This window comes from Mycoplana sp. MJR14, from assembly GCF_029210525.1.
Lineage (GTDB): Bacteria > Pseudomonadota > Alphaproteobacteria > Rhizobiales > Rhizobiaceae > Mycoplana.
The window spans coordinates 101,553-117,242 of the sequence record NZ_JARGEO010000011.1; the positions used below are offsets into that span (position 1 = coordinate 101,553).

The window sequence follows — 15,690 nt, forward strand, 5'->3', positions numbered from 1 at the left end:
CCTCAGAATGCCTTGATGGTTGCGATGGACCGCTCGGCGAGCCGCTTCAGGTCCTTCGGGTTGTCGTGTTCGACGATGAAGTATTTCGCCTTCGTGCCGGACAGCACATTCATCAGTTCGCCCCAGGGCAGCGTGCCGTGGCCGACGTCCGCCCAGCCGTCCTCGTCGGCGTTCTGGCCGGCAGGTGCGATGTCCTTGACGTGCACCGAGGTGATGCGGTCAGCGTATTTCTTGATCCAGGCGACCGGGTCCGCGCCGCCGCGCACGATCCAGGCGATGTCCGCCTCCCAGGAGAGGTCGGGGCCGCCGGCGAAGATGTGGTCCTGCGGGAAGCTGCCGTCGGCAAGCGCAGCAAACTCGAAGTCGTGGTTGTGCCAGCCGAAGTCCAGCCCGGCCTTGCGATAGGGTGCGGACGCCTTCTGCAGCCGCTCGCCAAAGGCGCGCCAGCCACCGGCATCCGTCGGACGGTCCTCGGGCATCAGATAGGGGCAGTAGATCGCCTTGATGCCGAGCGTGCGGGCGATCTCCAGCACCCGGTCCGGCTCGTTCTCCAGCATGTCGATGCCGAAATGCGCCGTCGGCATGGCGAGCCCGTTCCGATCGAGGTCTGCCTTGGTCGCGGCGATGGCGGCACCGTCGAGCGCGGCATAGAGCGCGCCGTATCCCTCGACCTGGCTGTAGCCGGCCTCCGACACCAGGCGGAACACATCCGAGAACGGCTGGAAATTGCGGGCGCTGTAGAGCTGGAAACTGACTTTCTGCACTGGGTCTCTCCTGGAAATGGCGCGCGGGAACGCGGCACAGGTTGAAGTCTAGCCAGCCGAACCGGACTGGCAGGATTGAAGGTCGAGGGCGTGGAAGGCAGGCATCTCGCCTTCGGCAGGCGGGTGCGACGGCGTGAAGACGAGCCGCCGTTCCTCATTCGCGAGAAGATCGAATGCATTGTCCGACCAGCGCCCTGCGAGATTTGCCTCGACCATCACATGAAGGGCCAGAGACCGCGCCGAGACAGTGACGTCGAACGCGCCGTCCGGCCGCGGCGCGGATGCGAGCGTCAGCCCGGACGGCTCGAGCTCGAGCGCCTTGTAGGGGACCGGCGCATGGTGCCCCTCGCCGCGCAGGCCGTTCGATGCTTCGAAGGTCCAGAACAGCAGCATGTCGTCCGGCAGGTCGGCCGCATCGATCACAAGCAGCGTCTCGGCCCGGTCCGGCCCGCACGTCGCCACCGCCTTGCGGAAATCGCGCGCCTCGCCCGAAAGCGAGACGAGCCGGCTGGTGAACGACACCTCGACCGGTGCCGCGGTATCGTTCACCATCGAGATAGCGATGCGCCTGCCGTCCTGCGACGGAATGGCCGCGACGGCGACCGGCTGGAAGAACCGGCGCACCATGTAGTGCATCGCCTTCCACCCCCCGCCATGGTCGAGGCTCGACCATGAGGCCACCGGCCAGGTGTCGTTCAACTGCCAGTATAGCGTGCCCATGCAATGCGGCTTGAGCGAGCGCCAGTATTCGACCGCCGTGCGGATCGCCAGCCCCTGCTGCACCTGGCTGAGATAGACGAAGCTCGGAAAATCCTTCGGGAAGCGGAAGGCGCGGAACATGGTCGCCGCGATCCGCTCGTTGCCGCCGGCGTTCTTCTGGTGCCATTCCATCACCGGCGAGGCGATGTTCATATCCTTCTCCGCGGCGAACCGGCGGATAACCGGCATGGATGTATAGGACTGGAAGCCGAACTCCGAGCAGAAGCGCGGCCGCACCGTGCGATAGTCCTCGAACGGCTTGTTCTCGTGCCAGACGGACCAGTAGTGCATGTCGCCGGAACCGTCCGCATGCCAGGCGTCGCCGAAGTCGAGGTATCCCGACGCCGGGCTCGACGGCCACCAGATCGCCCCGGGGGCCGCCTTGCGCATCGCAAGCTCGATGGTGCGGTTCAGGCGGTCGTAGGAGACGAGATAGCGGTCGCGATCCTTGCGCGAGACGTCGAACCAGGTCAGCGCGCCGACGAGCTCGTTGTCGCCGCACCACAGCGCGATCGATGGATGCGAGGAAAGCCGCCGCACCTGGTAGTCGACCTCGGCCGTGACGTTGTCGAGGAAGTCGGACGTCGAGGGATAGAGGTTGCAGGCGAACATGAAGTCCTGCCAGACCATCAGCCCCATTTCGTCGCAGAGGTCGTAGAACCAGTCGGGCTCGTAGAAGCCGCCGCCCCAGACGCGGATCATGTTCATGTTGGCGTCGACCGCCGATTGCAGGAGGTCGCGCACGCCCGCCTTCGTCACCCGCGAAAACAGCGCGTCGGCAGGGATCCAGTTGGCGCCGCGGCAGAAGATCTCGCGGCCGTTGACGCGGAGCGCAAACCGGCTGCCGGCCTCGTCGCGGTCGGTCAGGAGCTCGACCTGCCGGAAGCCGACGGTGCGGGTCACGCGCTCCGTCGGCGTCTCCACCGTCACCTGCGACACCGCCTGCGCGCCATGGCCGGCCGGCCACCAGAGCTGCGGCGCCTCGACGTGGAACAGATGCGTCAGCACCGTCTCGCCGGCATTGACGCCGATGTCGAGCCGCACCCGCTCCTCGTCGAGCGTGAAATGGACCGGCAGGATGCCGGGCTCCTCGGCATGGAAGCTGGCGGTGACGTAGAGATCGACGGACCCGTCGGCATGGTGAAACTGCCGCGTGGTGACGTGCTCGATCCGGGCGATCTCGAGCTTGCGCAGCACGATCGGCGCATAGATGCCGAGCGGTGCGATCGCGAGGTTCCAGTCCCAGCCGAAATGGCATTGCGGCTTACGCAGCATGTTACCGTTGGCGATCGGGGAATTGCCCTCGTGCCAGGGCACGAAGAACGGCTGCTCCGCCTGTCGCGCGGCGCCGGCGGCAATGGCGGAATGGATGACGACGCGGATCGTGTTCTCGCCGGCCTTCAGCGCCTCGGTCACGTCCGGCCGGTAGCGGCGGAAGCAGTTGTCGGTGTCCTGCACCAGCACGCCGTTGACATAGACCGAGGCCACCGTGTCGATGCTGCCGATGTCGAGATACCAGGCAGCCTCCAGCATCTCCGGCTGCACCAGGAACGTCCGCTCCATCGCCCAGTCGGCCTCGGCCACCCAGCGCGCATCGAGCTCGTTGCGACCGGCATAGGGGTCGGCGATGATCCCGGCTGCCAGCAACGCCGAATGCACGTCGCCGGGGACGGCCATGGCTGCCGCATGCTCGCCGGAAAGCGTCGCAAGCCGCCAGGTGCCGGAGAGGTCGATGGCTGTGATGTCCGGTCTCGTTGTCATCGATTTGGTCTCGAAGTCTCCATTGTCCGAGAGGACGCGGCCCCTTACCCTGGCCCTCTCCCCGCAAGCGGGGAGCGGGAACGTGCCACGCGCAAGTCAACCTGCCCAACGGTGCGGCGATCGCCCTTCTCCCCGCCTGCGGAGAGAAGGTGCCGGCAGGCGGATGAGGGGCGGAGCGCCGACGTCGGTCACCTCTCGGCGCACGCTCAGATCCGCTCCTCGCTCTCCGCATCGAACAGCGAGGCGAGCGTCATGTCGAATGTCAGCCGCACCCGCGTGCCCGGGCTGAAGCGGCGCGAGCCGGCGGTGCGCACCGCCATGGTGTGGCCGGCATGCTTGAGCCAGAGCAGGTTGTCCGCCCCCATCGGCTCCTCGATGTCGACGGTGGCCTCGTGCACCTCGCCCATGCCGCCCGGTTCGTCGACCTTCACATGCTCCGGCCGCACGCCGAGCACGACCTTGCGGCCCGGAACCAGCGTCTCGCCGGCGTGGTAGCCGTCGAGCGAGAAGGTCACGCCGCCGGCCACGACCGCCGGCCTGCCGGCCGCATCCGCCGCGATCTCTCCGCGCAGGAAGTTCATCGACGGCGAGCCGATGAAGCCGGCGACGAACATGTTCTTCGGCGCGTTGTAGATCGTGTTCGGATCGGCGAGCTGCTGGATCACCCCGCCCTTCATGATGGCGATGCGGTCGGCGAGCGTCAGCGCCTCGATCTGGTCGTGGGTGACGTAGATCATCGTGTTCTTCAGCGACTGGTGCAGCCGCTTGATCTCGACGCGCAGTTCCGAGCGCAGCTTGGCGTCGAGGTTGGAGAGCGGCTCGTCGAACAGGAAGACGTCGACGTCGCGCACCAGCGCCCGGCCGATCGCCACGCGCTGCCGCTGGCCGCCGGAAAGCTCCGAGGGTTTGCGTTTCAGCAGCGGCCCGATCTGCAGGATCTCGGCGGCGCGCGCCACCCGCTTGTCGATCTCGCCCTGCGGCATCTTCGCCACCTTCAGGCCGAAGGACAGGTTCTTCTCCACCGTCATCTGCGGATAGAGCGCATAGGACTGGAACACCATGCCGATGCCCCGGTCCTTCGGCTCGTCCCAGGTGACGTTGCGGCCGTTGATGAAGATCTGCCCGTCGGTGATGTCGAGCAGCCCGGCGATGCAGTTCAGCAGCGTGGACTTGCCGCAGCCGGACGAGCCGAGCAGCACCAGGAACTCGCCCTCCTGGATGTCGAGGTTGAGCTGGTCGAGGACGGTAACCTGGCCGAAGCTGAGCCTGAGGTCTTTGACGGAAACGCTGGTCATGCGCTTAGCCTTTCACGGCGCCGGCGGCGATGCCGCGGACGAACAGCCGGCCGGAGACGAAGTAGACGAGGAGCGGAACGGCACCCGTCAGGATCGTCGCGGCCATGTTGACATTGTATTCCTTCACACCCTGGACGGAGTTGACGATGTTGTTCAACTGAACCGTCATCGGGTAGTACTCGGGTCGCGTGAACACGACGCCGAACAGGAAGTCGTTCCAGATGCCGGTGACCTGCAGGATCATCGCGACCACGAAGATCGGCAGCGACATCGGCACCATGATCTTGAGGTAGATGCCCCAGAAGCCGGCGCCATCGACGCGCGCCGCCTTGAACAGTTCCTCCGGCAGCCCGGCGAAATAGTTGCGGAAGAGCAGCGTCAGGATCGGCATGCCGAAGATGGTATGGACGATGACGAGGCCGGACAGCGAGCCGTAGAGCCCGATCTCGCGCAGCACGATCACGATCGGATAGAGCATCACCTGATAGGGGATGAAGGCGCCGACGATCAGGATGGTGAAGAAGATGTCCGCGCCCTTGAAGCGCCAGTTCGACAGCGCATAGCCGTTGATCGAGGCGATCGCGATCGAGATGGCCGTCGAGGGTACGGTGATCATCACCGAATTCCAGAAGCCGCGCGACAGCCCGTCGCAGTTCAGCCCCGTGCAGGCGCTCGACCAGGCCTTCACCCACGGCTCGAAGGTGATTTCGAGCGGCGGCGAGAAGATGTTGCCGAGCCGGATCTCCGGCATGCCCTTCAGCGAGGTGACGATCATCACGTAGAGCGGCAGCAGATAATAGGCGGCAGCCACGAACAGCGTGCCGTAGACCACGATGGTGCGGGTCGACAGCAGACGGCGCGGCCGTGCCCCCCTTGGTCCGCTCTCCCAGCTCGCAGGCACTTCCGCCAGGTGGGCGGTCTTCTTCAGATGGCCACGATCAGACACGCTTGCGCCCTCCCCCGAATTCCAGATAGGCCCAGGGCACGATGATGATCGCGACCGTGATCAGCATCATCGTCGAAGCGGCGAAGCCCTGGCCGAGGTTCTGCGCCTGGAACATGTAGTCGTAGACGTATTTCGCCGGCACCTCCGAGGCGATGCCCGGCCCGCCGCTGGTCTGGGCGACGACGAGGTCGTAGACGCGCACGATGCCGCTGGCGATGATGACGAGCGTGGTGACGAACACCGGCCGCATCATCGGGATGACGACGAACAGGTAGGTCTTCCACATCGGGATTCCGTCAACCCGCGCCGCCTTCCAGATGTCCTCGTCGATGCCGCGCAGGCCAGCCAGCATCAGGCACATGACGAGCCCCGTGCCCTGCCAGAGCGCGGCGATCAGGATGCCGTAGATGACGATGCCGGAATCGTAGAGCGGATCGAAGGAAAAGCCCGCCCAGCCCATGGCACGCACCACCGACTGGATGCCGTGCTCGGGATTGAGCAGCCACTGCCAGACGAGCCCGGTGACGATGAAGGAGAGCGCGAACGGATAGAGGAAGATCGTCCGGAAGGTGTTCTCGAAGCGGATCTTCTGGTCCATCAGGGCCGCGAGCACGAAGCCGATCACCATGCTGAAGATCAGCGAGAAGATGCCGTAGATCGCCAGATTCTCGATCGAGACCAGCCAGCGCGGCGCGGCCCACAGCCGCTCGTACTGGTCGAGCCCGACGAACCGCAGCCGCGGCAGGAGCTTCGAGCTCGTGAACGAATAGAGCACCGTCCAGAGCGTGCCGCCGAGAAAGATGACGACGGCGGTGAGCATCATCGGGATGGATGCGATCTTGGCACTGAGGTTGCGCGTCAGGCGGTTCGGCCGCCCGCTGCGCCGAGGGACGGTCGTTCGATCCGTCGCTTGACCCGTCATGGGTGTCTCCTCTGCGGTCCTGTCTTTTCTACCGCCGGCGCGGCGCACAACCGGCCAGCCCGGACCGCCGGCTCCGTCCGGAGACCGGAGCCGGCGGCATCAGCGCAAACAGGCCGATCAGTCGGCTGCTGCGATGATCTCCACGAAGCGCTTCTGCGTGTCTTCCGGCGTCATCGACGGATTGGCGAAGAATTCGGAGAACAGGTCCTCCTTCTGCTTCTGGCTGTCGGCCGACAGCAACTGGTCGGTCCAGGGTACGACATTGCCCTTGGCGAGGATGTCGAGCCCCTTCTTCATGCAGTCGTTGGCGGCCGCAAGGTCGACGTCGCCGCGCACGGGCACCGAGCCCTTCTTCAGGTTGAAGGCGACCTGCACCTTCGGGTCGACGAGCGTCTCGGCCAGCGCCTCCTGCGCCTTGGACTTCTCCTCGTCCTCGAGCAGCGGGAAGTAGAAGGCATCGCCGCCGGTGGCGATCACCTCGGTGACGCCGAGCCCCGGCAGGCAGCTGTAGTCCTCGCCCGCCTTCAGGCCCGCGAGCTGGAATTCACCCTGCGCCCAGTCGCCCATGATCTGGCCGCCGGCCTTGCCGGTGATGACCATGTTGGTGGCCTGGTTCCAGTCCTGGACGTTGGTGCCCTTGGACATGCGCCTTGCATCGTCGGCCGCCTTGAAGACCTTCGCCATCTCGGGACCGGCCGCCACCTCGGCGTTCCTCTCTTGGAAGACCTTCAGGAACGTGTCCTTGCCGGCGAGCGCCAGCATCAGCACGTCGAAGGCGTTGCTTGCCTGCCAGGGCTGACCGCCGACGGCGAGCGGCACGATCCCGGCCTTCTCCAGCGCCGGCGCTGCGGCCACGAACTCGTCCCAGTTCTTCGGCACGGCGACGCCGGCCTTCTCGAACGCGGCGTTCGACAGCCACAGCCACTGCCAGGAATGGATGTTGACCGGCGCGCAGTAGATCTTGCCGTCGATCGTGCAGGAATCGAGCAGGCTCGCCGGGCGGATGATCTCCTTCCACTTGCCGCGCTCGGCGACGTCGGTCAGGTCGCGCATTAGGCCTTCCTGCACCAGCTCCTCCGCCTGGCGGCCGTGATTGAACTGCGTGGCGCCCATCGGATCGCCGCCGGTGATGCGGCTGACCATGATCGGCCGCGCCGTGCCGCCGGCGCCGGCGATGGCGCCGTCCACCCATTTGTTGCCGGTCGCGTCGAAGGCCTTGGCCAGTTCGGCGACCGCGGCAGCCTCCCCGCCCGACGTCCACCAATGCGTCACTTCCAGATCGGTCGCATGGCTCGCAGCGACCGGAAGCGCGACTGTCGCCGCCAAAGCGGCGATCGCGGAACGAAATTTCATGAGTCTCCTCCCTCACTGAAACGTTGCAGTAAAAACGTAGAGCATTCGATTTCGTCGCGCAACCCGCCTCCGAAAATTTCCTGAAAATTTGCAGCCGCGCCATCGAGCACGGAATGCTGCAATGCGATGCAATTTCCATAGATCGCTGAATTATCTGCAAAAATCCGGACAAATTGAGAAAATTCAGGCACAGGATTGCGCGCCACGGCCCTGCGGCACCGGTTGCCCGAACCCCTCAATCGCCATCACGAGACTCCAGGACGTCGCCGACCGCATCCGCTGGGCCCGAATTAGAGGCTCGACAACGCCACTGTATCGTTTCAGTATATTAGCGTGGTCGGCGTGGGAGTGGCGACTTGTCGTCAGGCATGCTAACCGGCCGGAGCAGAAGGGGTGGCACACGGGCATGGACAGGATGAGCAAGGAGCAGGCGGGAAGCGCCCCGTCCGGGCAGGAGCGGCCGACGCTGAAGACGATCGCCTTCATGACCGGGCTCGGCATCACCACGGTGTCGCGCGCGCTGAAGGACGCCCCCGACATCAGCCACGAGACGAAGGAGCGCGTCCGTCTCGTCGCCCGCCAGATCGGCTACCAGCCCAATCGCGCCGGCGTGCGGCTCAGAACCGGCAAGACCAACGTCATCAGCCTCGTCCTCAGCCTCGAGGAGGAGATCATGGGCCTGACCAGCCCGCTCGTCGCCGGCATCTCCGAGGTCCTCGGCGGCACACCCTACCACCTCGTCGTCACCCCCTATCGCACCGCCAACAACGCGCTCGATCCGATCCGCTACATCCTCGAGACGGGTGCGGCCGACGGCGTCATCATCTCGCGGACCGAGCCGCGCGATCCCCGGGTCGCCCTGATGATGGAGCGCAATCTGCCCTTCGTCACCCACGGCCGCACGGTGATGGGGCTGGAGCATCCGTTCCACGACTTCGACAACGAACGTTTCGCCTACGAGGCGGTCAAGCGGCTGGCGGAGCGCGGCCGCCGTCACCTGATGCTGCTGGAGCCGCCGCCGCACCTGACCTTCAACATCCACATGCGCACCGGCTTCGAGCGCGCCGTGCGCGACTTCGGCGCCTCGATCTATCCCTTCAGCGAGGTCAACCTCGATTCCAGCCTGCCGGAGATCCGTTCGGCCTGCGAGCGGGTGATGCGCGGCCCCGACGCCCCGGACGGCATCGTCTCCGGCTCGGGTTCGGGCGCCGTCGCGCTGATTGCGGCCGTCGAGGGCAGCGGCCGCCGGATCGGCCACGACCTCGACATCGTCTCCAAGGAGCCGAGCACCTTCCTGCAGTGGCTGAGGCCCGAGGTCATGACGATGCGCGAGGATATCCGCCTCGCCGGCCGCGAGCTCGCCAGCGCCGTCATCGGCCGCATCAACGGCCGCCCGGCAAGCGAACTGCAGACTCTGAGCTATCCGATCCCGACGGATTGAGCCCGACACCATCGGTGCGGTTGGAACAACGACGTGCGACACCGCCTGCCCCGGGCTTGGATCGAAAGACCAGCGGCCAAACGGCCCGTGACCTTTCCATCGACCAGCATCCCCCTCGTCGTCCTCGGGCTTGTCCGGAGGATGACACCCGCGGTGTCGCGCAGGCCCGCGCGCAACAAAAAGGGCCGGCGCGAACGCCGGCCCTCTCGTGTTTTTCGATCCTCGCCCGCTCAGGCGCCGGCGACGAGGCCGCTGCCCCAGGGACCATGGTGGTTGTCGGCACCGTCGACGCGGTCGAAACCGTGCGCACCGAAGAAGTCGCGCTGGGCCTGGATCATGTTCGCCGTGCCGCGGCCGCGGCGGTAGCTGTCGAAATAGCCGAGCGCAGAAGCCAGCGCCGGAACCGGCAGGCCGGCGAGAACCGCCGAGGAGACGACCCGGCGCAGCGCACCGTCGGTCTCCTTGACCATCGCCGAGAAGGCCGGCGTGACGATCAGGTTCGCCGCGTCAGGCGCCGCGGTGAAGGCGGACGTGATCTCGTCGAGGAACTGCGAGCGGATGATGCAGCCGGCGCGCCAGATCTTGGCGATGACCGGCATCGGCAGGTTCCAGCCGAACTCCTTCGACGCGGCCGCCATCACGGCGAAGCCCTGCGCATAGGCGCCGATCTTGCCGGCCAGAAGCGCGCTTTCGAGATCCTTGATGAAGGCCTCCTTGTCGGCAACCGAAAGCGGAGCGCTGCCCGGCAGGCCGAAGGTCTTCTCCGCCGCCTCGCGCTCGTCCTTCATCGACGACAGGCTGCGGGCAGCCACGGCCGCCTCGATCGCGGTCGCCGGCACGCCCATGTTCTGCGCCTCGATCACCGACCACTTGCCGGTGCCCTTCTGGCCGGCCTTGTCGAGGATCATGTCGACGATCGGCTTGCCGGTCAGCGGATCGGCGGTCTTGAGCACCGTTCCGGAGATCTCGATCAGGTAGGAGTTCAGGCGGCCCTTGTTCCAGGTGTCAAACACCTGGCCGATCTCGGTCGCGCTCATCTTCAGGCCGTCGCGCAGGATGCCGTAGATCTCGGCGATCATCTGCATGTCGGCATATTCGATGCCGTTGTGGATCGTCTTGACGAAGTGGCCGGCACCGTTCTCGCCGAGCCAGGCGACGCAGGGTTCGTCATTGTACTTCGCGGCAATCGAGGTCAGGACCTTCTCGACGCGCTTCCAGCTGTCCTCGGTGCCGCCGACCATGATCGAGGGGCCGTGGCGGGCCCCCTCCTCGCCGCCGGAAACGCCCATGCCGATGAAGGTCAGGCCGCTGTCCTTGAGCGCGTCGAAGCGGCGCATCGTGTCGCGGAAATTGGCGTTGCCGGCATCGATCATGATGTCGTTCTTTTCCAGGAACGGCTTCAGGAGCTGCATCTGCTGGTCGACCGGATCGCCGGCCTTGATCATGATGATGATCGGGCGCGGCGGGCGGATGGCGGCGACGAACGCCTCGATGGTCTCGCAGGGGATGATCTGGTCCTTGAGGCTGCCCGCCTCCTCGAAGAATTCCCGCGTGCGCTCGGGCGTGCGGTTGAAGACCGCGATCTTGTTGCCCTTCTCGGCAATGTTGAGGGCCAGATTCGACCCCATGACGCCGAGACCGATCAAACCGATTTCCGCCTGTGCCACGTTCTTACCTCCGTATGGGATGTTGCCTTGCCGGACGGCCGCGCGGGTCGAGGGGCAGCGCATGGATATGATTTCCCGTAAGCGGAACAGGAACAGGCCGCTCCACTTTCGTTAGGCGGCTGTTTTGGCACTCAAATCGATTTACGACAAGCGATTGTTTGGTAACAATCGCGCATGGCAGCTATCCGCCGTGCGCACCCGGCGGCCCGCCGCTTGCGCCCTCCTCGTCGTCGAGCACGCGCCAGGCCGCCCCGTCAAGGTCCTCGTACTGTCCGCTGCGGATGGACCAGAGGAAGGCGGCGAGCCCGAGCCCACCGAGGAAGAGCGCGATCGGGATGAGGTAGATCAGCGTGTTCATGCGGCCCTCGCCATGCCGGATGCCGGCTTCGGCGCCGAAACCTCCTGCCGCGGTGCCGGCGCCCGGCCGCGCAGCCGCAGCGAATTGGCGACGACGATGATGGACGAGGTTGACATCGCGACCGCGGCGATCAACGGCGTCGCATGGCCGAGGATCGCCACTGGCACGGCGATGACGTTGTAGCCGATCGCGAGCGCGAAGTTCTGCCGGATCAGGCGGCCCGCCCCTCTCGAGGTCTCGATGGCGAAGGAGACGGCATCCAGCCCCTCGCGCAGGAAGACGAGGTCGGCCGCCTGGCGGCCGATATCGGCCGCGGTCGCCGGCGCCATCGAGACGTGCGCCGCCGCTAGCGCCGGCGCGTCGTTGATGCCGTCGCCCACCATCAGCACCCGCGCACCCGCGGCAGCCGCTTCCCTGACCGCATTCGTCTTGTCGCGCGGCGCCAGTCCGGCGCGCCACCGGCCGATATCCAGAAGGGCCGCCACCCTTTCCACCGCTGCCGGACGGTCGCCGGAGACGATGCCGACCTTGATGCCGTCCCGGCGCAGCGCGGCGACGGTCTCGCGGGCCGAGGGCCGCAGCCGGTCCTCGAACCTGTAGGTCTCGATCGGGACGCCGTCGAGCGACAGCACCACCTCCGACGCCGCCGATCCGTCGCCTGCCGCGGCTCCGCCGCCGCAGGCGAAGGCGCGGTTGCCGAGCCGCCAACGCCCCTCCTGCGTCCGCGCCTCAAGGCCGCATCCGGGGATCTCGGCGACCGCCTCGAACTGCGGCACCGGCCCCGTATGGGCGGCGGCGAGCGCGGCCGAGAGCGGGTGGCGGGAATGCGCGGCAAGGGCTGCGGCGACGGCAAAGGCCCGCTCGGCCATCGGCGTCTCCGGCCGGCCCGCGGCCTCCCGCTCCGTCAGGCGTGGGGCGCCCATGGTGAGGGTTCCCGTCTTGTCGAACAGCGCGGTGTCGATCTCGGCCAGCCGCTCCATGGCCGAGCCGTCCTTGACCATGATGCCGTTGGCAAACAGCCGTCCTGCCGCCACCACCTGCACCACCGGGACCGCCAGCCCGAGCGCGCAGGGGCAGGTGATGATCAGCACGGCGACGGCCACCAGCATGGCATGCTTCCAGTCGCCATCGGCAAAACCCCAGCCGAGGAACGACACCAGCGCCAGCAGGTGCACCGCCGGCGAATAGTAGGACGCCGCCCGGTCGGCGATGCGGCGATAGCGGGCGCGCCCGCCTTCGGCCGCTTCCATCAGGCCGATGACCTCGGCCAGGAACGAATCCCGCGCCACGGCCACCGCCTCGACCACGAGCGCGCCGGTGAGGTTCATCACGCCGGCCTCGAGCAGGTGGCCCGGCCGCACCGTGACAGGCGCGCTCTCGCCGCTGACGAGCGAGCGATCGACGTCGCTGATGCCGGAGAGCACGCGGGCGTCGACGGCCAGGCGTTCGCCGGCCGCAATCGACAGCCGGTCGCCGACGGCGACCTCCTCGACGGCGCGATATTCCCGCTCCCCGCCATCCTTGAGCACCATGGTGCCGCGCGGCGACAGGCGGGCGAGGCTCGTGATCGCCGACCGCGCCCGGTCGCGCATGACGTGGTCCAGCGTCCGGCCGATCAAGAGAAAGAACAGCAGGGTCACCGTCGCGTCGAACCAGGCATGCTCGCCGTGATGGATCGTCTCCCACAGCGAGACGCAATAGGAGAGCGTCACCGCCAGCGAGATCGGCACGTCCATGTTGGTCCGCCCGTGCTTCAGCGCCCCCCAGGCCGAGCGATAGAAGAACCGCCCGGCATAGATCAGCACGGGCCCCGCGATCAGCGCCGAGATCCAGTGGAACAGGTCGCGCGTCGACGCCTCCGCCCCGGACCAGACCGAGACGGAGAGCAGCATGATGTTCATCGCCGCGAAGCCCGAGACGGCGACGGCGCGGATCAGTTCGTTGCGCAGCGCATCGTCGGCGGCCAGCGGGGCGGTGAAGAGATGGGCGGTATAGCCGGTCCTGGCGATCGCGGCAGGGATCGCCTGCGGATCGAAGCCCATATCGTCGCGCCAGCGCACCGACACGCGCTTCGCCGTCAGGTTGACGCGGGCGCTTTCGATCCCGGCGACCTTCGAAAGCGCGCCCTCGATCGTGGAAATGCAGGCGCCGCAATGGACGCCGGGCACGCTGAGATCGCTCTGGCGCAGGCCCTCGCCCAGATCCCGCGCCGCTAGCCGCATCTCCTCGGAGGACGGCAGCCCGCCGGCCGGCGAGGCAGCGTCGATCGCGCCCTCGGTTCCGGGTGCACAGCAACTCATGGCCTGCCTCCTGCGACGACCGTGCGGATCGTCTGGTGAAAGATCGCCTGCCCGCCCCGGACGCTCGCGATGTCGGCAATCCACTGGCCTTCGGGCAATGTCCGTGCGGCAGAGTAGTTTCCCGCCCCGTCGGCGACAAGCGCCAGCCGGAAATCTTCCCGCTCGTCGGTCGGGCGCTTGAAGGTGACGGTCACCTCGTCGGCGGCGACGGGCGCGCCCCCCGCGTCATGCAGGCGGTAGCGGACCCGGCCGTCGGCGATCGTAAGCTCGCCGGCGAAACCGCTCGCGGCAAAGGCCTTGGCCTTCTCGACCTTGCCGTTGAACTCCTGGCTGGCGACGTAGGTGTTCTGCACCACGAGCCCGCTCCAGCTGCTGATCGCGCTCCAGGCCATCACCACGTTGACGGCGATGATCGTGCCGAAGAAGAGCACCATGACCCCCAGCATGTGCCAGCCGGTGAAACGGAAACGAGATTCTTCGGACTTGGTGGTCGGGGTCATCTTGCGCCTCCGGGCACGTTGAAACGGGCATCGTAGGAACCGCGCTCGCCGCCCGGCCTGTCTTCCGCGACCAGGCTGAAGCCCTGTTCGGCCTCGGCACGGAAATCTTTAGGCAGGGTGACGAACACCTTGACCGCCGTCACCTTGTCGGGCTGGACGGGGATGTCGAAGCTGCGCCCGTCGCCGCCTTCCTGACCGGAGATGCGCATCGTCGCATGCGGCAGTCCCTCGATCGACAGCGTGATGACGCGGGGTTCCGGGATCATGTTCAAGAGCTTCACCTCGTAGCCGTTGCGGATCGATCCGTCGGATTCGACGACGAACTGCGGGTTCCGGTCATGGATGACGTTGAGCCCCAACCTGTCGCGCGAGACCAGCGCGAAGACGAGCCCGAGCCCGGCCAGCATCCATATGGCGAAGTAGAACACCGTCCGCAGCCGGAGGATGATGCGCCAGTCGAAGTGCCGCACCTGGTCCGAGAAGCTCCCGTCGGCCGCGCGGATGCGCGCGGGATCGATCGGCCGGGTGCCGCCGTCGGTCGCAAGCGCCATGTTGGCGGAATAGTCCGAAAGCGTCGCATAGGCGATCAGTCCCCGCTCCTTGCCGATCTTGTCCATCACCGCGTCACAGGCATCGATGCAGAGCGCGCAGGTGATGCATTCGAGTTGCTGGCCGTCGCGGATGTCGATGCCCATGGGACAGACGGCAACGCAGGCATTGCAGTCGACGCAGTCGCCGACGCTGGCACCCGCCGCTGCCGCCTTCTTGGCATGCCGCGACCGCGGCTCGCCGCGCCAGTCGTTGTAGGTGACGACCAGCGAGTTCTCGTCCACCATCGCCGCCTGGATGCGCGGCCAGGGACACATGTAGGTGCAGACCTGTTCGCGCATCAGGCCGCCGAAGACATAGGTCGTCGCCGTCAGCACGGCGACAGTGATATAGGCGACAGGCGCCGCCTGCAGGGTGACAAAGCTCGCAAGCAGTTTCGGCGCGTCGGCGAAGTAGAAGATCCAGGCGCCGCCGGTGGCGACCGCGATCGCAAGCCAGATGCCATGCTTGGTCACCCGCTTGCCGAGTTTGTCCAGCGTCCAGGGCCCGGCGTCGAGTTTCATCCGCGCGTTCCGGTCGCCTTCGATCGCCCGCTCGACGACGAGGAACAGATCGACCCACACCGTCTGCGGACAGGCATAGCCGCACCAGGCGCGCCCGATCGCCGATGTGACGAGGAACAGCCCGAAGCCGGCCATCACCAGCAGCCCCGCGACGAAGAAGAACTCCTGCGGCCATATCTCGATGAAGAAGAAATAGAAGCGCCGGGCGGCGAGATCGACGAGCACGGCCTGGTCCGGCGCGTGCGCGCCGCGGTCCCAGCGGATCCAGGGCGTCAGGTAGTAGATGCCGAGCGTGATCAGCATCACGATCCACTTGAAGCGGCGGAACCGGCCCTCGGCCCGTTTCGGGAAAATCTTCTTCCGCTTCTCATAGAGCGGCCTGCGCACCTTGGCGGAATTGACCGCCTCGGCGTCCAGCCGCTCGATCGCGGCATCCTGTGAGCGTTCAAGCGCGTTGTAGATATTCATCGGTGCACCATTTCCAGGCCCCGTTTGTGCGCCGCCCACCCGCC

General features: G+C 66.7%; 12 protein-coding genes. 1 reads left to right on the top strand and 11 read right to left on the bottom strand.

Annotated features, from left to right (window positions below):
* Positions 1-2: 2 nt before the first annotated feature.
* The 6 genes from P0086_RS21255 to P0086_RS21280 form a co-directional block, all read right to left on the bottom strand.
* Complete coding sequence (locus tag P0086_RS21255) at positions 3-764, bottom strand: sugar phosphate isomerase/epimerase (RefSeq protein ID WP_275789700.1); 762 nt, start codon at positions 762-764, stop codon at positions 3-5.
* A 48-nt stretch (positions 765-812) separates the two neighbouring features.
* Entirely contained in the window at positions 813-3,284 is a 2,472-nt protein-coding gene (locus tag P0086_RS21260; RefSeq protein ID WP_275789702.1) for a glycoside hydrolase family 2 protein, read from the bottom strand.
* Positions 3,285-3,490: 206 nt separating this feature from the next.
* Positions 3,491-4,579 carry an ABC transporter ATP-binding protein gene (locus P0086_RS21265; protein ID WP_275789704.1) on the bottom strand — a complete coding sequence of 363 codons (1,089 nt, stop codon included), beginning with the start codon at positions 4,577-4,579 and terminating at the stop codon, positions 3,491-3,493.
* A gap of 4 nt (positions 4,580-4,583) precedes the next feature.
* Positions 4,584-5,507 carry a carbohydrate ABC transporter permease gene (locus tag P0086_RS21270; RefSeq protein ID WP_275789791.1) on the bottom strand — a complete coding sequence of 308 codons (924 nt, stop codon included), beginning with the start codon at positions 5,505-5,507 and terminating at the stop codon, positions 4,584-4,586.
* 10 nt (positions 5,508-5,517) lie between these two features.
* Positions 5,518-6,447: a sugar ABC transporter permease gene (locus P0086_RS21275; RefSeq protein WP_112599478.1), complete on the bottom strand. Its 930-nt coding sequence runs from the start codon at positions 6,445-6,447 to the stop codon at positions 5,518-5,520.
* A 117-nt stretch (positions 6,448-6,564) separates the two neighbouring features.
* Positions 6,565-7,800: an ABC transporter substrate-binding protein gene (locus tag P0086_RS21280; protein WP_275789706.1), complete on the bottom strand. Its 1,236-nt coding sequence runs from the start codon at positions 7,798-7,800 to the stop codon at positions 6,565-6,567.
* A gap of 406 nt (positions 7,801-8,206) precedes the next feature.
* On the opposite strand from P0086_RS21280, the gene P0086_RS21285 reads away from it, so the two are divergent.
* Entirely contained in the window at positions 8,207-9,241 is a 1,035-nt protein-coding gene (locus tag P0086_RS21285) for a LacI family transcriptional regulator (protein WP_112611341.1), read from the top strand.
* A 230-nt stretch (positions 9,242-9,471) separates the two neighbouring features.
* Here the strand turns inward: P0086_RS21285 and gndA are convergent, their stop codons facing one another.
* From gndA to ccoG, 5 genes are all read right to left on the bottom strand, one after another.
* Complete coding sequence (gene gndA / locus P0086_RS21290; protein WP_275789709.1) at positions 9,472-10,908, bottom strand: NADP-dependent phosphogluconate dehydrogenase; 1,437 nt, start codon at positions 10,906-10,908, stop codon at positions 9,472-9,474.
* Between the two features lie 181 nt (positions 10,909-11,089).
* A complete protein-coding gene (gene ccoS, locus P0086_RS21295; RefSeq protein WP_112612555.1) occupies positions 11,090-11,266 on the bottom strand; it encodes a cbb3-type cytochrome oxidase assembly protein CcoS in 177 nt (58 codons plus the stop codon).
* A complete protein-coding gene (locus tag P0086_RS21300) occupies positions 11,263-13,566 on the bottom strand; it encodes a heavy metal translocating P-type ATPase (protein ID WP_275789712.1) in 2,304 nt (767 codons plus the stop codon). The genes ccoS and P0086_RS21300 overlap by 4 nt, the downstream gene beginning before the upstream one ends.
* A complete protein-coding gene (locus P0086_RS21305; RefSeq protein WP_112612557.1) occupies positions 13,563-14,066 on the bottom strand; it encodes a FixH family protein in 504 nt (167 codons plus the stop codon). Before P0086_RS21305 ends, P0086_RS21300 begins: the two co-directional genes overlap by 4 nt.
* Positions 14,063-15,646, bottom strand: coding sequence for a cytochrome c oxidase accessory protein CcoG (gene ccoG, locus P0086_RS21310; RefSeq protein ID WP_275789715.1), 1,584 nt, complete (start codon positions 15,644-15,646; stop codon positions 14,063-14,065). Before ccoG ends, P0086_RS21305 begins: the two co-directional genes overlap by 4 nt.
* Positions 15,647-15,690: the final 44 nt, after the last annotated feature.